We start from the raw sequence: 17,745 nt of genomic DNA, 5'->3' as shown, positions 1-17,745 counted from the left end.
GGCTAGCCGGTCGCCGCGGCAGGCTGGGCGCGATCCGGCCAGTCCATGATCGCATCGGCAATTCGCGGCGCAGCGCGGCCATCTCCGAATGGAAAGGCGCGGCGCGACATCGCAGCGTGCACAAGCGGATCGGACAGGATCGCGCGCGCATCGGCAACGATCCGCGCGGTATCCGTGCCGACGAGCCGCGCGTTCCCGCATGCGATCGCCTCGGGCCGCTCGGTCTTCTCACGCAGGACCAGCAGGGGAATTCCCAACGCGGGTGCTTCCTCCTGAATTCCGCCCGAATCGCTCAGGACCAAGTCGGATTCGCGCAGCAATGCAATGAGGTCGCCATGCGGGCACGGGTCGAGAAGCTCCACGTTCGCGCGCGCCTGGAGCGCTCGCCGCATGGCTTGCGCGACGCGCGGATTGGGGTGGAGAACGAAGCGGATGAGCGCCACGCCATCCTCGGCAAGGCGAGTGACGGCGGCGGCGATGCTTTCCAACCCTTCGCCCCAGCTTTCCCTGCGGTGGCAAGTCACCAGGATTGTCGGGCGCCTGCCTTTCTGCGGGCGACCGGGCGGCAGGTTGCGCTCGGCTTCGACAAGTGCGTCGATGGCCGTATTGCCCGTCAGGATCGCCGATCCGGTCGTCCCTTCCTGCCGCAAGTTCTCCATCGCTCCGGCGGTCGGGGCAAACAGCAGCGATGCGAATTCGTCGATCGCGACCCGATACTGCTCCTCAGGCCAGGGTTGGCGTGGATCGTGCGTTCGAAGCCCAGCTTCGACATGAGCGACGGGTACGCAAGCGTCGCGCGCCGCCAGGGCGCCGCCCAGCGCGCTGGAGGTATCACCCTGGACGATGACAAGGTCCGCGCCGATCAACAGCGGCGCCGTGGCGTTGCGGACGAGGCGCACATGGTCATCCGGATTGGGCAATCCTAGGCAGCCGAGATCGTGGGTGGGATAGCGATCCAGCCCAAGCTCTTTGCCCAAATGATGCTGGCCGGTGAGGACGAGCGTCGGCAGCAGCCCGCGCTCGGCGAGGGCGTCCGCGACAGGCAGCAATTTGATGGCTTCAGGCCTGGTGCCGACGACTAGCCTGATATCTGAGAAACGCAGCCTTCCCCCTTACTCGGCGGGGTCAATCTGCCTTCGGCAATGTCTTAGTGCAAGCCGTCTCGCTTACTCAGCGGAAATTGTCTGCATAGGCTTGGAGGCGCAGCTTCACCGGTTGCGCATCGACCACATGGTGGGCCAGGCCGTGGCGGTCACAATAGGCAATGGCCGCGTCCTGGGTTTCGAACCGCAGGCGGACCTGCGTGCGAGTGTCGCCTGAACCGTTCCAACCGGTGAGCGGGTCGGGCCGCAACGGCATCTCCCGCTCAAATTCGAGCAGCCAAGCCCCGGCTTTCGCCTTCCCCGATTGGGTCGTCTTGCGCTCAGTCTCGGAAATGCGGGCGATGGGCATGGGTGGGCGATGCCAAGAGCAGCAGCGCAAATCAAGCTGCAGATGGCGGTGAGCCGAGGCCATATTTTCGCTTCAAGTGGGCGAGCGATTCCGCCGCATTGTCGCGAAAGATGCGATAGTGACGATCGAACGGGTCGCGCTGGTGCAGGATTCGCCAGCCGTCCCACTGCGCGGACACGATCCTGCCCCGGGCCCGCGAAAAGAAGTCGGCATGTTCAAGAAGCTTGAGCTCCGGATCCCAGCCGATGGCCTTTACCGCCGCTGTTCGGGCGAGGAAGAAGTTCGGGACTTTGTCCATCACCCGTACCGGGCCGACCATCGTCCCGGCGGCGATGATCGGCGCAGGCGGGGCGCCGAACAGCCGCGCATGGCTGCTGTCGTGCCGGATCAGCAGCGGCAGGTCGATGACTAGCCCCGCGAGAAGGTCGACCTGCGGGTGTTGTTCAAGCAGGGCCAGCGCACCGTCGACTGCAGTCCCCCGCTCGAAGAGGAAATCGTCGTCGAGATTGAGGACATATTCGGTTTCGACCGCCGCCAGGCCCGCGTTGCGCCCCGCGCTCAGGCCGACATTGAACGGCAGCCTGATGACCCGGCATCCCGGATAATCGCCAGGCGCGCGCGAATCATCGACGACGATGATCGGCAGGTCGGGCCAGCCGCGGCGGATGCTCGCGACGAGCGCTTTGCAGCGCCGCGGCCGCTCAAAGGTCTTGATGACCGCCGTGACTTTTCCCTCGGGAAGGGTGCGGGGCGCGCCCATCCGCGCCGCAAACCACTGCACCTGGCCCGCCAGAGCGGCCCGGAAGAGCGGCTTGGCAAAAAGGCGAAGAGGGCCATCGACGGCCAAGGCCCTGGCGATCTTGGCCTGGCGTTCGCTGAGCGGCTTCATGGGCGTTGCCGGGTTAGCGCCCCAGGCGGGCGAGCAGTCCTGGACGCGCCATCGGTTCGAAATCGGTGCCGGCACTCTCCGGGTCGAGCGCCTCGTTGCGCGCAATATTGCGCTCGATCGCCAGCGGCTTCTCCGGAACGAACGGAATGAGCGAGCGGCCCTTTCCGCGAGCGAAGGAGTCGATCGTTCGCACCAGCGATCCGGTCTTGGCCATTTTCGCCTCAATGCGATCCACTGAAACGCCCAGATGTTCGGCCAGCAAGTCGGCGCGCAGCTCGGCAATCGCCGGCGCCGCCGCGGCATTCCGCTTGCGCGTCGCATCGAGCATCAGGTCGCATTCGCTGTCGAGGCCCATCGAGCGGTTATTCAGATTGGCCGAGCCGACGCGGAGCATTTCGTCGTCGACGATGGTGATCTTGGAATGAACGTAAATGTCTTCGCCCTGCGCCGTCACGGGTGTGAAGATGCGGAAGCGATCGTGCACGTCGGCCTTCTGCAGCCTCCGGAAGAGTTCGGCGCGCGCCGGGCTCATGGCCGTTTCGTCGAGCCATCCCTGGCCTGATTTTGGATTGACGATGACGAACTCCGGCCCGTCTGGCTCGCCCAGCCGCTTCTCAATCGCCTCAGCAATCGCGCGCGACGCGAAATATTGATTCTCGGCGTAGATGAAACGCCGAGCGCGCCTGACCATGTCGATGTAAAGTGCCTCGATTTCCCGGATGCAATCCTCGTCGTCATAAGCGGCGCGCGTCCGGGCGATGGCCACATCGATGTTCTCGAATTGCGGTGCTAGCGCCTCCGGCCATGGGTCGCTCCTTGCCCGGGGCGCGCTGATCGGGGTTCCACCGGCCGCCTTCCAGCGGTTGCGGGCAAGTTCGCCAAGTCCCGCTGCGGCCGGCCCGTCGACCGCCATCGTCGCGTCGTGCCACGGCTGGTAGCGCCGCCGCGTCGTCGGCCGGCGGCGATGCTCGTCGCAATCAAGATGCTCGCGGGTGTCCCAGCGAGAGCCTGCCATGTCGATCCCCCCGCAAAAGGCGAGGGCGTCGTCGATGACCGCGATCTTGTGATGGTGGCTCGCCCCGACCGCATGGGCACCGTCGAGCTTGAAATGGATTTGGTCGCTCGCTGCCCAGCGCAACAGGCGCAGGATGGTGGTGCCGCGCCCGGCGAGCTTGATCGCCCCAATGTCCCATTTGAGGATGTGGATCTGCAGGCCCGGCCGCTGCTTGGGGAGCCAAGTCAGGAACTTCCCGAGCTCGTTGGGGGCACCGTCGTCGGCGTCATAGTCGAGGCAAATGCGGGTATCGAAATCCCAGCCAATCAGCAGGATCTGCGACTTGGCGCGCAGCATCGCCTGCCGCGCCAAGCGAAAATAGTCTTCGGCGTCGATCACCACCGCGGCGCGGTTAGCGCGCTCGATACGCCAGCAGTTGCGACCAGCTCTGAGCATCCGAACGTCCCTCCGCCGCAACTTGCGCGCTAACCATAACGCGAGACCCGCCTAGCAGTTTCGGACACGCAATGGTCAAGAGGAACGCCCCGCGGGCGCTGTCGTTGCCGACGATGAGATGATCGACAAAGCAAATGGCCGGTCCGCGCTTGCTTGGGCGGTGCACGCCTTCACGGCGAGCGGTGCAGTGCTCGCGTTTCTCGCGCTGCTTGCCGTCGAGCGGCAGGCATGGACCGAGGCGCTGCTGTGGCTTTTTGCGGCGCTGGTGGTCGATGGTGTCGACGGGTCGCTGGCGCGTGCCGCCCGCGTGCGAGAGCGGCTCCCGCGCATCGACGGCGACGCGCTCGACCTGGTGATCGATTATCTAACCTACGTCTTCATCCCCGCGATATTCTTATGGCGCGGCAATTTCCTTCCGCCGCCGCTCGCATTGCCCCTGTGCGCCGGCATTCTCGTCTCAGCCCTTTACGTCTTCGCGCGGCGCGACATGAAGAGCGATGACGGCTACTTCCACGGCTTCCCGGCCCTGTGGAACGTGGTCGTCCTCTATATCTTCGCGGCGACCTTTGATCCGCTGGTGAGCGCAGGGGTGGTCGCCGCCTTGATCGTCCTGACCTTCGCCCCGGTTCACGTCGCGCACCCGTTTCGAGTGCGCGATTATGGCTGGGTCCTTCCGGGCTTGGCGGCGGTGTGGGGCGTGTCGACGCTCGCGCTCTTGCTTCCTATGGGGGACATGCGGCCCATCCTGCTTGGAATGTCGGCCGCATCGGCGCTGATCATCGTGGCACTGGGCCTGCTGCGGACCGCGCGTGGTTCGCGCCCGCCTCAATAAGCGCGCGAAACCGCGAACTCGACCGCCTCAGTGAGGGCGGATTTTGCCTTGCTGACGGGGAAAGCAGCCAGCGCGTCGATCGCCCGCCGTCCATATTGGCGCGCGTGAGCGATCGCATCGGCCAGCGCGCCGGTTGAGCGGACGAGCGACACGGCGCGGGCAAGGTCATCGTCCGAGATGCGGTCCCCGCCGATCGCCTCCTCCCAGAAGCGACGGTCGGCCGCAGTGCCGCGGGCATAAGCAAGGATCACCGGAAGGGTCATCTTGCCGTCGCGGAAGTCATCGCCGACGCCCTTGCCCATGGTCGCCGAATCCGATGCATAATCGATCACGTCGTCGGTCAGCTGGAAGGCGATGCCAAGGTTCTTGCCGTAGGATTCCAGCGCAAGCTCGATGTCCTCGCTGGCCTCCGCAACCACCGGGGCTACGCGGCAGGCGGCGGCGAACAGGGCCGCCGTCTTGGCACCGATGATGTCCAGATATTGCTCCTCACCAGTCCCGATTTGCCGTTGCGCCGTAAGCTGCTCGACTTCGCCTTCGGCAATGACCGCCGAAGCGTGGCTGAGGATGCGCAGGACCTTGAGACTGCCGTCCTCGACCATCAGTTCAAAGGCGCGGGAAAACAGGAAGTCGCCGACAAGGACGCTGGCCGGATTGCCCCAGATGAGATTGGCGGTCCGCTTACCCCGGCGCATGCCCGATCCGTCGACGACATCATCGTGGAGCAACGTTGCAGTGTGGATGAACTCGACCGCGGCGGCCAGCTTGTGGTGGCGCGTGCCGGGGTAACCGAGCAGGTTGGCGCAAGCCAAAGTGAGCATCGGCCGCATGCGCTTGCCGCCACCGGCGATGAGGTGCCCGGCAAGCTCGGGAATCAACGCCACCTTGCTCTGCATCCGTTCGAGGATGACCGAATTGACGCCGTTCATGTCGCGCGCGACGAGCGCCATCAAAGGGTCAAGCGATGCGTCACGGCGCGATGTGATTGGGTGAACTGTTGCCGACACGGGCGAAGCCCTAGCGGCCAAGCGGCAGTTTTCCTAGCCGGCCGGAAGCGTGAGCCGTGCCAGAAGGCCGCCCAGGTCCTCACTCTCTTCAAGCGCGACTCTGCCGCCGTAGATTTCGGCAACGTCGCGGACGATGGCCAAGCCCAGCCCGGTGCCCGGCTTACCCGTCGTGTCGAGCCTCGCGCCGCGTGAGAATAGCGAGCCGCGATCGGCTTCCGGGATGCCTGGTCCATCGTCCTCGACCAGGACATCGACCGTTCCGCCCTTGGGTTCCACCGTCACGAAGACACGCCCTCCGCCATATTTCGCGGCGTTTTCGACCAGATTGCCAAGCATTTCGTCCAGGTCCTGTCGTTCGACGCGGACCTGCGCCGCGTGGTCCCCGGCGATATCCACGGTGACGTTCTCGTAAAGCCGGTCGACCGCGCGCTGTACGGCTTCCAGGCTGTCCCACACCCGCGCCCGCGCCTGCGTCGTGGCGCGCCGTCCAATCGCCCGGGCACGAGCGAGATGGTGATCGACTTGCCGGCGCATCACGAGCGCTTCACGACAGACGGTGTCAGACAGGTCAGGCGAACGTGCCGTCGCCGCGTTGGTGATGACGGTCAGGGGCGTTTTCAACGCATGTGCGAGATTGCCCGCGTGGCGCCGCGCTTCCTCCGCCTGGGATTCGCTATGCGCGAGCAGCTGGTTGATCTCTTCGGTCAGCGGGCGGATCTCGGTCGGAAAATCCGGGCCGATCCGCATCTTCTCACCCGATCGGATCATGGCGACCTCACGTCGCACCCGGCGCAACGGCCACAGTCCGTACACCGTCTGGAGGGCGGCCAATATCAAAAGGCCGGCGCCGAGCGCGCTAAAGCTCCACGTCAGCGTTGAGCGGAGGCGCTGGATTTGTTCATCGATCGTCTCGCGTGAGTGCGCCACCTGGAAGCGCCAGCGAACGTCCGAACCGGGAAGGATTGCGTCGCGCTCGGCAATGCGCAGCGGCTCGATATGGTCGGGGGAGGAAAATTCGTTGCTGTCATAGAGGTGGGGTTCCGTGTCCGTATGGGAATCGGTCACCCGCAGCCGCCGGTCCCACAGCGAGCGCGATGCGAACGTATCCGCCCCTACGCCGCTGATCTGGAAATACAGCCCGGAATAAGGTTCGATGAAGCGCTGGTCGGCGGGCGGCCGGTTGAAGCGCACCTCACCGTCGGGACCGATCTCCGACGCTGCGATCATCGAATTGAGTTCGAAGATCACGCGATTGTCGAAATTGTCGACGATCGACTGGCTGAGCAGGCGGTCGAGTGCGAACCCGCCGATCAGCAGCAGCGCGCCGATCCACAGCGCCGCAATGCCGATCATGCGGCGGGTGAGCGATCCGATGCGCGGCGGGCGCGCTGGCGCGGCCGGCTGAACCTCAGCCGCCGCCGTCACCGGGGCGGCCGCCTCATTCACTAGGCCGGCTCTTCCAGGCTGTAGCCAAGGCCGCGGATCGTGGTGATGACGTCCGCGCCCAGTTTCTTGCGGATGCGCGTCACGAACACTTCGATGGTATTCGAATCCCGGTCGAAATCCTGGTCGTAGATATGCTCGATCAACTCGGTCCGGCTGACCACCTTGCCCTTGTGGTGCATGAGGTAAGACAGGAGCTTATATTCCTGCGCGGTCAGCTTCACCGGTTCGCCCGCCTTGGTCACCTTGCCCGACCTTGTGTCTAGCCGGATGTCGCCGGCGATCAGTTCGGACGAGGCATTGCCCGACGAGCGGCGGATGAGAGCGCGCAGACGCGCGATCAGTTCTTCCGTCTGGAAGGGCTTGGCAAGATAATCGTCGGCACCGGCATCGAGGCCCGCGACCTTGTCCGACCAGCTGTCGCGCGCGGTCAGCACGAGCACGGGCATCTTGCGCGCTTCCTTGCGCCAGCGGTCGAGCACGGTCAGGCCATCGACTTCGGGCAGGCCAAGGTCGAGGATCACCGCATCGTAATTTTCGGTCGAGCCGAGATAATGGCCGTCCTCACCGTCGGTGGCGAGGTCGACGGCATAGCCGGCGCCTTCCAGGGTGGAGCGCAGCTGGCGCCCGAGGTTGGGTTCGTCTTCGACGATCAAGACACGCATCAAGGGTTCCTGGAGCCGTTCATATTCGCGCCGTCAACCCGTGGTGCGGCAATCGGTTGCTTATCCGCAACGAACTTGCGTGAAGCGACGGAATTACTTGTCGCGCGAACGGCGGACGATGCGGCCCTGGCCATCGACATCGACCCAGATCACCCGACCATTGCGCATGAACTTCATGCGCGTCGTCGATCCGTTCATTTCGGGGCCCAGATAGTCGGCACCGCCCATGAAGGGCATCACGCGACGCTCCAACTGCGGCAAGGGCATGGACCGGCCCTGCTGCGTTGCCTCGAACGCCTTGTCCGCATCGCGCGGCTTATCGGCCAGCGCAGGCGCGCTGGTGGCCGAAACGGCGACGGCCGCGGCCGCCAGGAAGATACGCAACAGGTTCATCTGGTGATTCTCGATGGGCGCATCTCTAACACACGGCATTGAATGCGCTATGAATGCGGCTGCACGGACGCGTTCAGGGTCACAGGCGTGACCTAAAATCCACATGTCCCTACGCGGCCGATCCGCTAGGGGAGCTCGCATGGCGGCACCCATTCTATCTTATGAAGGCCTCGGCTTGATCCAGGGTGAAGGCTGGCTGTTCCGCGGCATCGACCTTTACGTGGGCGAGCGCGACCGGCTGGCGCTGATCGGCCGCAACGGCGCGGGCAAGACGACCCTGCTCAAATGCCTCGCGGGGATGATCGAGACCGACGAAGGCAAGCGCACCATCGTCCCCGGGACGAGCGTGGTCCTGCTGGAGCAGGATCCGGTCATGACCGGCCATGCCACGCTGCGCGATTGGGTGCTGGCGGGCCGCGATGCCCCGCAAGCGCACGACGCAGAGGCGATCGCGCACCAGCTCGGGATCGACTTATCGCGCGAGGTTGGTACCGCCAGCGGCGGGGAGCGGCGCCGCGCAGCGATCACGCGCGCGTTGGCGCAAGAGCCCGACGTGCTTTTGCTCGACGAGCCCACCAACCATCTCGACCTTGGGGCCATCGAATGGCTCGAGGATTGGCTCAAGCGGTTCAAGGGCGCGTTCATCGTCATCAGCCACGACCGCACCTTCCTGACGCGGCTGACGCGTAGCGTGCTGTGGCTCGACCGCGGGCAATTGCGCCGCGCCGAAATCGGCTTCGGCGGTTTCGAAGCCTGGACCGAGCGGGTCTATGAGGAGGAAGCGCGCGCCGCCGAAAAGCTCGACGCCAGGCTCAAGCTGGAACTGCACTGGCTTCAGCGCGGGGTGACCGCGCGACGCCGCCGTAACCAGGGCCGTCTCGCCAAGTTGGGGGAACTTCGCGCGCAACGCGCGGCGATGCTCGGCGGGCAGGGCGCGGCCAAGATCGCGCTGGCCAAGGACGATACGAAGTCAAAGGTCGTGATCGACGCCGATCGCGTATTCAAAGCCTACGGCGATCGCCAGATCATCCGCGACTTCACCCTGCGCGTGCAGCGCGGCGACCGGATTGGCGTCGTCGGCCCCAATGGCGCTGGCAAGACGACGTTGCTCAAGTTGCTGACAGGGGAAATGGCGCCCGATAGCGGCAAGGTCACGCTGGCCAAGACGCTGAGCGGCATCGTCATCGACCAGCAGCGCAAGCTGATGGACCCAGCCAAGCGCGTCCGCGATGTCCTCGCGCATGGCGGCGACTGGATCGAGGTTCGCGGCGTCAAGAAGCACATCAAGGGCTATTTGAAGGAGTTCCTGTTCGATCCGGGGCTGGTCGACGCACCGATCGGATCGTTGTCGGGCGGTGAGCGGTCCCGGCTGCTTTTGGCGCGTGAGTTTGCGCGCGAAGCGAACCTGCTGGTGCTCGACGAGCCGACCAACGACCTCGACCTCGAAACGCTCGACCTGCTGCAGGAAGTAATTGCGGACTATGAGGGGACGGTGCTGATCGTCAGCCACGACCGCGATTTCCTCGATCGGACGGTGACGGTGACGCTGGGCCTGGATGGATCGGGGCGAGTCGATGTCGTCGCCGGCGGATATGAGGATTGGCAGAAGCGGCGCAATCCTCCCCGGCACGGGGAGGGGGACCGCGTCGCGAAGCGGCGGGGTGGAGGGGGTCCGACACAAGGCTCCGCCGCTCCTCCGTCAGCGCCTGCCGCGCTGCCACCTTCGCGTCCCGGGGAGGATCGCAAGAAGCTCACCTACAAGGACCAGCGCGACCTCGACCGACTGCCGGGCGAGATCGAGCGCATCGCGCAGGACATTGCGGTCGCCGAACAGCTTTTGACCGATCCCGATCTGTACTTGCGCGATCCAGGACGCTTCGCGGACCTCACCAAGCGCATCGAGCAACTCCGCGCCGAGAAGGACGCAGCGGAGGAACGCTGGCTCGAAGTCGCCGCGATGGCCGAGGCGCTGAACGCCTAGGGGGCGGCGAGCTTGCGCTTCACCTCACCGATCATCGTCCTGAGTTTAACGCGATCGCGCGCGTTGAGCGTCATGTCCTGCGCTGCGCGGAGCGCGCCGACTGCGCCCGCTCAGCGGCGGCGGGCGACCAGCAGCAGGACGACGCCGATGAAGACGAGCAGGGCGCCGCGCACCGCCCACGGTCGCTGGTCGAGCATGAAGCTCGACTGCGGCCACTGGATGATGCCAAGCCCCTGGCCCATCCACAGTATGCCGGTCGCGATCGCAATCCCGGCAAGGACGAAGAGGATCGGCTTCATCACCGGCCGCGCTCGCCCCGCCGCGGAGCGCCGCCGGGCATGCCGCCGGCTTGCGCCGCGGTGCGTTCCTTGATCCGCCGCTCAAGGATCGACAGCGGCATCGCGCCTTCGCGCAGGACTTCGTGGAACTGGCGGATGTCGAAGCGGTCGCCGAGCGTGCGTTGCGCTTCCGCGCGGGCGCGGGTCCAGGCGATGTGGCCGATCTTGTAGCTGCACGCCTGGCCCATCTGGGTGCAGTAGCGCTCGATCTCGCGCTGCGAGCGCGGGCGGGCGAAGCCGGTGGTGTTGACCATGTAATCGGTCGCCTGCTCGCGAGTCCAACGCTTGGCGTGAAGCCCGGTGTCGATCACCAGCCGCGCGGCACGGAACAGGAAGGACTGGAGATAGCCGGCTCGCTCGAGGCCGTCATAGCCGTTGAGCTCATTCGCGACTTCCTCCGAATAGAGCGCCCAGCCTTCGCTGTAGGCCGAAAAGCCGCCGATCTTGCGCAGGGTCGGGATGTCCTTCGATTCCTGCGAAATGCTGATCTGCAGATGGTGGCCCGGAACGCCCTCGTGATAGCTGAGCGCCGGCAGTGAGTATTTCGGCCAGTCGCCGGTGTCCTTGAGGTTGATGAAGTAGATGGCCGGACGCGACCCATCGAGCGCGGCGCGGCGGTAATAACCGTTGGATGCGCCGTCCTGAATTTCCGGCGGCACACGGCGGATTTCGAGCGGTGCGGTCGGCACCGTCGCGAACGCCTGGGGCAGCTTGGCCTGGAGCGTCGCGACATCCTCGTTCAGGCCGGCGAGCAACTCGGCGCGGCCGGCGTCGGTGTTCGCGTAGAGCTGAGACGGTTCGACGTTGAGCTGGGCAAGCCGCTGCCCGACGCTGCCCTGGGTGTAGCCCGCGCCGCGCAGGATGGTGTCGAGCTGCGCGCTCAAGTCGGCGACCTGCTGCAGGCCGATATTGTGCACTTCGTCGGGAGAGAAGTTGGTGGTCGTCGCCTGGCGCAGCGCCTCGGCATAGATCGCATCGCCGTTGGTCAGGCGCCACGCGCCATCGCCCGGCCGCGTGGTCGGGCGCAGTTGCTCCATCATCGCGATCTGGCGGTCGAGCGCGGGATAGACAGCGCTGCCGACGATCTGCGCCGCGCGGCCGCCCCAGTCGCCGGGGATGTTCTTGGCCGCAGTGCGGCGGACGATCGAATCGACCATCGTGCTTTGCGCGGGCGCCGACGCGCGCAGCTTGCGCATTTGGCCAAGCGTCAGGTCGATCGACCAGGCGGGGGCAAGGAAGCCGCGCGCGGCCTGCATCCGCTGCTCGGCGGTTTCATGGTCGAGCACGGTGGCGAACTGGCTGAGCCGCGACAGATAGGCTTCGGCGTCGGCCGCATTCTCGATCGTGTGCGCGCTGTTGAGGAAGTCAGGCAGCGAGAAATAGGCGCCGCCCTGCTGGAAGATCGGATAGGGGCGCTGCGCGGAGTCGATGTTCCAGCGCGACGGCGCGGCGATCGACGTTTCAAGCTGGTAAAGGACGACTTCGCGGTTTAGCTTTGCCGAATCCGACAGGCTTGAGGCCGGGATCGCCTGCAATCGGCTGATCGCGCGGCGCGTGCGGGCCAGGTCGTCGCGCCGCTGGACGGGGACCGGATCGGTATCGAGCTTGGACTTGAGCGCCGCGAGCGGGCCTTTGTCGAGGCCGAGTGAGGTTGCAAGCGTGGGCGACGTTCGCACCGCTTCCTGAAACAGCTCTTCGAACAAGGCATTGAGGCGCGCATCGCCGCTACCTGCGGCCTGCGCGAACGCCGGCGCTTCGAGCAGGGGCAAGGCAGCGACGGTGGCGCCGGTGGTCAGGAATGCGCGACGGTCCATGATGAAACTCCCGGAAGAACGATGATGAAAAAGGCTTAGCCGCGTTCGCCGCGGCGCGGTGAAGGCATGCCGTTGCTGCTGCCGGCAAGTCGCGCCTGTATGCGCTCGTCGACGCGGCGTTCGAGGATGGTCAGCGGCATCGCGCCTTCGCGCAGAATCTCGTGGAAGTCGCGGATGTCGAACCGGTCGCCCAGCGCTTGCTGCGCCTTGGCCCGCGCGCGAGTCCAGGCGAGGTGCCCGATCTTGTAGCTGCACGCCTGGCCCGGCGAGGCGCAGTAGCGCTCGATCTCACGCTGCACGCGCGGCCGGGCGAAGCCGGTCGCGGCAACCATGTGGTCGATCGCCTGTTCGCGCGTCCAGCGCTTGTGGTTGAGGCCGGTGTCGACGACCAGCCGCTCGGCGCGGAACAGGAAGGACTGGAGATAGCCGGCACGTTCAATCCCGATATAGCCGCCAAGCTCGTCGGCAACCTCTTCGGCATAAAGCGCCCAGCCTTCACCATAGGCCGAATAGAAAGCGATGCGGCGCAGCATGGGCAAATCGCCCGCCAGTTGGGCAATGCTGAGCTGAAGGTGATGGCCCGGCGTGCCTTCGTGATAGGTCAGCGCGGGCAGCGAATATTTGGGCCAGTCGCCGGTCGACTTGAGGTTGATGAAGTAGATCGCCGGACGCGATCCATCGAGCGTCGCCTGGCGGTAATAGCCATTCGACGCGCCGTCCTGGATTTCAACCGGCACGCGGCGGATTTCGAGCGGTTGCTTGGGCAGCGTGGAGAAAGCCCGCGGCAGCCTCGCTTCCATCGCCTTCGCGCTTGCGTTGAGGTCGGCGATCAGCTGCGCTCGGCCGGCGTCGGTGCTGGGGTAGAGCTGGTCGGGGCGGGCGTTGAGCTGGGTCAGCCGCTCGCCGACGGTGCCGTTGGTCAGGCCGGCGGAGCGCAGGATCTTGTCGAGGTTCGCGCTGATCTCAGCCACTTGCTGAAGCCCGATCTGGTGGATTTCGTCGGCGCTGTACGTGGTCGTCGTCGCCTCTGCGAGCGCGGCGGCGTAGATCTCGTCACCGCGCGGGACGCGCCACACGCCGTCTCCCGGCGCAGTCGTCGGGCGAAGCGCGATGACGCCCGCAATCTCGCGGTCGAGCGCGGGATAGACCTTTTCGGCGACGATCTTGGCCGCGCGTCCGCGCCAGTCGCCGGGGATGTTCTTGGCGGCGGCGCGGCTGGCGACCGAATCAGCCATCGTGCTTTGCTCCGGCGACGGCGCACGCAGTTCGCGCATCTGCTTGAGCGCAAGGTCGATTCCCCAGCCGGGCGCGAGATAGCCGCGCGCCGCCTGTCGCCGCGTCTCCACGGTCTCGTTGTCGAGCACCGTCGCGAACTGTTCGAGGCGCGACAGATAGGCTTCGGCGTCGCTCGCAGTGTCGATCGTGTGCGCGCTGTGAAGGAAGTCCGGCACCGAGAAATAGGCGCCATCCTGCTGGCTGATTTCGTACGGGCTTTGCGGATTTGAGATGTCGAAGCGCTTGGGCCCGGCATTGCTCGTCATCATGTCCCACAGCACGACTTCGCGGTTGAGCGCCGCGGCTTGCGACAGGCCCGCCGTCGGCACGGCCTCCAGCTGCGCGATGAACTTGTCGGTGCGCGCGGCCTCTTCACGTCGGGCCTGGGCAACCGGGCGCGTGTCGAGCCTGGAGCGGAGCGGTGCGAGCGCGCCCTTGTCGAGACCCAGCGAGGTTGCGAACTCGGGGGAATTGCGCACCTGTTCCTGGAAAATCGCTTCGAACAATCGGTTGAGCGCTGCGTCGCCGCGCGCCGGGGTGGCTTGGGCGAAGGCGGCGCCGAAGTCCGGCAGCGAAGCGAACGGCGCTGCAAGCGCGGCCGCGCCGGTGGTCGAAAGGAAGGTGCGACGGTCCATGATGCGAGTCCCCTGCAGGTTGCGGGGAACAGTAGCGGCCCCACGCGGTGGGGCAATTCCGCTCGTCGATCCCGCAGCTACGCTTGCAGACGATACTGCTTGATCAGGTCGTATAGCGTCGGGCGGCTGATCCCGAGCAGGCGGGCCGCGCCAGAAATATTGTTGTCGCTACGGGTCATCGCCTGGCGGATCGCGGTGCGGTCGGCGACTTCGCGCGCGGCACGCAGGTTGATCGCGGTCGCCGGGCCGGCCTCGCCGCCGGGAAGGTCAAGGTCGCTTGCCAGGACGCTCCGGCCGTCGGCCATGATTACTGCTCGCTTCACGCGGTTTTCGAGCTCGCGCACGTTGCCCGGCCATGCATAGGCGTCGATCGCCGCAAGAGCGTCGGCGGACAGCGACTGCACGCTGGGATTGAGTTCGCGGCTGAAGCGATTGACGAAGTGGCGCGCGAGCAAGACGGCGTCGCCCGCGCGCTCGGCCAGCGACGGGATCTTCACCACGATCTCGGCCAGCCGGTAATAGAGATCCTCGCGGAAGCGGCCCTCGGCCTGCATCGTGTCGAGATCCTGGTGGGTGGCGCAGACGATCCGCGTATCGACCGCAATCGGCTGGCGACCGCCAATCCGCTCGATTACGCGTTCCTGCAGGAAGCGCAGCAACTTGACCTGAAGCGGCAGAGGAATGTCGCCGACCTCGTCGAGAAACAATGTCCCGCCCTGCGCCAGCTCGATCTTGCCGACGTTGGATTTGACGGCGCCGGTGAACGCGCCGCGCTCGTATCCGAACAGCTCTGCCTCGAGCAGGTTCTCCGGGATCGCGGCGCAGTTGATGGCGATGAAGGCGCCCTTGCGGCCGCTCTTCTCATGCACCGCGCGGGCGAGCAGCTCCTTGCCGGTGCCGCTGGCGCCGAGCAGCATGACGGCGACGTCCGCACTGGCGACGCGCTCGACGGTCTTGGCGACCTTGGCCATTTCAGGCGCGCCGGTGACGATCGACCCGAGCACCGTGCCGCCGCTGGCGCTGTCACCCTCCAGGCGACGATTCTCCGCCTCGATCTCGTGCAGGTGAAAGGCGCGCGCGACGATGAGGCCGAGATCGTCGATGTCGACCGGCTTGCGGTAAAAATCATAGGCGCCCATGCCGACCGCCTTGAGTGCGCTTTCGCGCGCGCCATGACCGGTGGCGACGATGACCTTGGTCCCAGGCTGGAGCCGCAGGATCTCCTCGAGCGTCGCGAAACCCTCGTCGGTGCCGTCGGGATCGGGCGGCAGGCCGAGGTCGAGCGTGACCACCGCAGGTTCATGCATGCGCACCGCGTCGAGCGCACTTTGGCGGTCGCCGGCGCAGACCACCTGATAGCCTTCGTAGGCCCATTTCAGCTGGCGCTGCAGGCCTTCGTCATCCTCGACGACGAGCAGCACGGGGAGGTCGCTTTTCTGGGTCATGCGCGCTTCCGTTGACGGTGGGGCTGGGGTTCGCGCGCCGGTTCGGCGGCGGGCACGGAGATGGAGAAGGTGGTCCCTTGGCCGGGCCGGCTGTCGACGCTGATGTGGCCGCCCATTGCGGCGATCAGCGAACGCGCCTCGAACGACCCGATGCCAAATCCACCCGACTTGGTTGACACGAACGGCTGGAACAGGCGGTTGCGGACGAAGTCTCCGTCCATCCCGCATCCCTTGTCGGAGATCGCGATGGTGACGAAGGGATCGGCGTCGGTCACGCGCATCACGACTGGGGTCGTGCTGGCATCGACGGCATTCTGCAGGATGTGGCCGAGCGCTTGCTCGAGCGCCGACGCATCGACGTTCGCCCACATGCTCGAATCGCCGAGCAAGCGGATGTCATGGTCGCGGCGCTTGGCGGCGATGGCGGCGGACAGGATCGGGCGCAAAGGCTGCGGCTCCAGGCTCTGCACGCGCGCGGGTGCGTGCGGCGACAGGCGCGCAAGGAGGTCGTTCATCTTGGCGACCGAGCTTCGGAGCGTCGCGACCATATCGGCATGGAAATCGGGATTGTCGGCGTGCCGCTTCGCATTGCGGGACAGAAGCGACAGCTGGCTCACCAGATTCTTCACATCGTGAAGGATGAAGGCGAAGCGCCGGTTGAATTCCTCGAACCTTTGGGCCTTCACCAGCGCATCCTGGCCTTGCGCTTCGGCGAGTGAACTTGCCGCCTGCGCGCCCGCCGTGCGCAGGAGATCGAAATCCTCCCAATCGAGCGCGCGACGATATTCGGGCGCTGCAAGGATGACGACACCGACCAGCCGCTGCTGATGGACCAGCGGAATGCCGGCCCAGGCGCTCGGCTCGTCGATCAACCAGTGCGGCATGCGCTCCGACGGCGCGCCGCCGTTCGCCCAGCCGTGCCGGATACCTTCGAACTCGAGGATTCGGCCGCGGGCCTCGACATCGCTCCAGAAGTCGCCGGAATCGTGCAGCTGTTGCGGCGAAGGATTAGCGCCGCGCCAGTTCCACTCAGCGCCGACCTCGATCGACCCGCCGGGCTCACCCGCCAAGAGCAGGCCGCCGGGGGAATCGGCGATCTCGGCGAAAGCCTGCACGATCCGCTCGCCGAGCGGTGCGGCGTCCGGGCCAGCGCGACCAAGCGTTTCGGTGAAACGAAGCCATTCGCTGCGATAGTCGTAGCGATGCTCGAACAGATGCTTGGACAGCTTCACCTTGACCCAGCCGCGCGCCCATTGCGACAGCACCACGACCGCCGTCACGATCATCATGGTCGCGAGGAGGATGGCGGTCAGTGCGCTGCCCCAGTCCCAGGCACTGCGGCGAAGCGCCGTGGCAAGCACGGCCATGACGGCGAAATAAACGCAGATCGTTAGCAGCGAGATCGACTGGAAGGTCGCTGCGCGCGACAGGCGAATGCGCAGGATGCCTGTCGGCGCAGGTCCCGCCACGAACAACGGCGCGATCAGCGCGACGAATAGCCCGCGATAATTGAACAAGGCGGGCAGGCCCTGCGCATCGAGATAAGCTAGGGTATAAAGGTTGAGGTCGTAGCCCCAGATGAGCGCGAGGCCGAGCATTGCCGAGCGGATGTTCACCCGGCTTTCCGGCGCCGCCTGCCCATAGACGTTGTGCAGAAGGACAAGCGCGCCCGCGGCGAGGCTGATCCGTAGCAGCCAGGCGGTCGACAGGACATCGCGCGACAGGTCCGGCGGCATTGGGACCGCGAGAAGTAGAAGGTCGAGTACCAGTTGGATGCCCAGAGCAAGCGCAACCGCGCCAAAGACCAAGCGGATGGCGCGCCGCGGATCGCTTTTCAATTCGCCGGAAATGGAGTGGAGCAAGACAATCCAGGCAAGATTGCGGATCGTCTCGGAAACAACGCTCAGGATGTCGACGGGTCCGCGAATGGCGCTGACCGAAGCCCATACCGCCGTCGCGAAATAAGCCCCGAGCAACAGCCGCGATGGCCCGGCCGCGTGCGCGCGCAGCTGCCACAGCAGGATCGACACGAACAGGCATGCGGCCAGTGCGTAGCTCCAGAACGCGACGAGGCCGTTCACCGGCACGCTCCGGGTGCGATAAGTGTCAATTCCGCCGACATGGCG

Annotated in this window: 15 protein-coding genes; 2 read left to right on the top strand and 13 right to left on the bottom strand. The window is 65.8% G+C overall.

What is annotated here, in order from left to right:
* Positions 1-2: 2 nt before the first annotated feature.
* The 4 genes from wecB to H9L13_RS11110 all read right to left on the bottom strand — a co-directional run bounded on the left by wecB (position 3) and on the right by H9L13_RS11110 (position 3,791).
* Positions 3-1,049, bottom strand: a complete 1,047-nt coding sequence (wecB, locus tag H9L13_RS11125) for a non-hydrolyzing UDP-N-acetylglucosamine 2-epimerase (protein ID WP_235090950.1) — start codon at positions 1,047-1,049, stop codon at positions 3-5.
* 121 nt (positions 1,050-1,170) lie between these two features.
* Positions 1,171-1,452 carry an NADH dehydrogenase ubiquinone Fe-S protein 4 gene (locus H9L13_RS11120; RefSeq protein ID WP_187537756.1) on the bottom strand — a complete coding sequence of 94 codons (282 nt, stop codon included), beginning with the start codon at positions 1,450-1,452 and terminating at the stop codon, positions 1,171-1,173.
* A gap of 31 nt (positions 1,453-1,483) precedes the next feature.
* Entirely contained in the window at positions 1,484-2,341 is an 858-nt protein-coding gene (locus tag H9L13_RS11115; protein WP_187537755.1) for a glycosyltransferase family 2 protein, read from the bottom strand.
* Positions 2,342-2,354: 13 nt separating this feature from the next.
* The gene (locus H9L13_RS11110) at positions 2,355-3,791 is read right to left on the bottom strand and encodes a phospholipase D-like domain-containing protein (protein WP_187537754.1); all 1,437 of its coding nucleotides are present in this window, start codon (positions 3,789-3,791) and stop codon (positions 2,355-2,357) included.
* Between the two features lie 118 nt (positions 3,792-3,909).
* Here H9L13_RS11110 and H9L13_RS11105 point away from each other — a divergent pair, with 118 nt between their 5' ends.
* A complete protein-coding gene (locus H9L13_RS11105) occupies positions 3,910-4,623 on the top strand; it encodes a CDP-alcohol phosphatidyltransferase family protein (protein WP_187537753.1) in 714 nt (237 codons plus the stop codon).
* On the opposite strand, the gene H9L13_RS11100 is transcribed toward H9L13_RS11105, so the two are convergent.
* From H9L13_RS11100 to H9L13_RS11085, 4 genes are all read right to left on the bottom strand, one after another.
* Entirely contained in the window at positions 4,617-5,573 is a 957-nt protein-coding gene (locus H9L13_RS11100; RefSeq protein WP_187537752.1) for a polyprenyl synthetase family protein, read from the bottom strand. The two genes, H9L13_RS11105 and H9L13_RS11100, sit on opposite strands and share 7 nt — an antisense overlap.
* Before the next feature lie 90 nt (positions 5,574-5,663).
* A complete protein-coding gene (locus tag H9L13_RS11095) occupies positions 5,664-6,983 on the bottom strand; it encodes a sensor histidine kinase (protein WP_187540375.1) in 1,320 nt (439 codons plus the stop codon).
* A 92-nt stretch (positions 6,984-7,075) separates the two neighbouring features.
* Positions 7,076-7,738, bottom strand: coding sequence for a response regulator transcription factor (locus H9L13_RS11090; RefSeq protein ID WP_187537751.1), 663 nt, complete (start codon positions 7,736-7,738; stop codon positions 7,076-7,078).
* A 93-nt stretch (positions 7,739-7,831) separates the two neighbouring features.
* Positions 7,832-8,131 carry a hypothetical protein gene (locus tag H9L13_RS11085; protein WP_187537750.1) on the bottom strand — a complete coding sequence of 100 codons (300 nt, stop codon included), beginning with the start codon at positions 8,129-8,131 and terminating at the stop codon, positions 7,832-7,834.
* Positions 8,132-8,270: 139 nt separating this feature from the next.
* Here H9L13_RS11085 and H9L13_RS11080 point away from each other — a divergent pair, with 139 nt between their 5' ends.
* On the top strand, positions 8,271-10,112 hold the full coding sequence (locus tag H9L13_RS11080; protein ID WP_187537749.1) for an ABC-F family ATP-binding cassette domain-containing protein: 1,842 nt from the start codon (positions 8,271-8,273) through the stop codon (positions 10,110-10,112).
* 110 nt (positions 10,113-10,222) lie between these two features.
* Here the strand turns inward: H9L13_RS11080 and H9L13_RS11075 are convergent, their stop codons facing one another.
* The 5 genes from H9L13_RS11075 to prsK all read right to left on the bottom strand — a co-directional run bounded on the left by H9L13_RS11075 (position 10,223) and on the right by prsK (position 17,700).
* Positions 10,223-10,411, bottom strand: coding sequence for a hypothetical protein (locus H9L13_RS11075; RefSeq protein WP_187537748.1), 189 nt, complete (start codon positions 10,409-10,411; stop codon positions 10,223-10,225).
* Positions 10,411-12,264, bottom strand: a complete 1,854-nt coding sequence (locus tag H9L13_RS11070) for a DUF885 domain-containing protein (RefSeq protein WP_187537747.1) — start codon at positions 12,262-12,264, stop codon at positions 10,411-10,413. Before H9L13_RS11070 ends, H9L13_RS11075 begins: the two co-directional genes overlap by 1 nt.
* A 35-nt stretch (positions 12,265-12,299) precedes the next feature.
* On the bottom strand, positions 12,300-14,174 hold the full coding sequence (locus tag H9L13_RS11065; RefSeq protein WP_187537746.1) for a DUF885 domain-containing protein: 1,875 nt from the start codon (positions 14,172-14,174) through the stop codon (positions 12,300-12,302).
* 77 nt (positions 14,175-14,251) lie between these two features.
* The gene (gene prsR, locus H9L13_RS11060; RefSeq protein WP_187537745.1) at positions 14,252-15,619 is read right to left on the bottom strand and encodes a PEP-CTERM-box response regulator transcription factor; all 1,368 of its coding nucleotides are present in this window, start codon (positions 15,617-15,619) and stop codon (positions 14,252-14,254) included.
* Positions 15,616-17,700, bottom strand: coding sequence for an XrtA/PEP-CTERM system histidine kinase PrsK (gene prsK, locus H9L13_RS11055; RefSeq protein WP_187537744.1), 2,085 nt, complete (start codon positions 17,698-17,700; stop codon positions 15,616-15,618). Before prsK ends, prsR begins: the two co-directional genes overlap by 4 nt.
* Positions 17,701-17,745: the final 45 nt, after the last annotated feature.

Origin of the sequence: Sphingomonas lutea (assembly GCF_014396785.1) — a bacterium.
GTDB classification, from domain to species: domain Bacteria; phylum Pseudomonadota; class Alphaproteobacteria; order Sphingomonadales; family Sphingomonadaceae; genus Sphingomicrobium; species Sphingomicrobium luteum.
The sequence above is the reverse complement of the archived record's forward strand: the minus strand, read 5'-3'. Positions and strand labels throughout refer to the sequence as shown.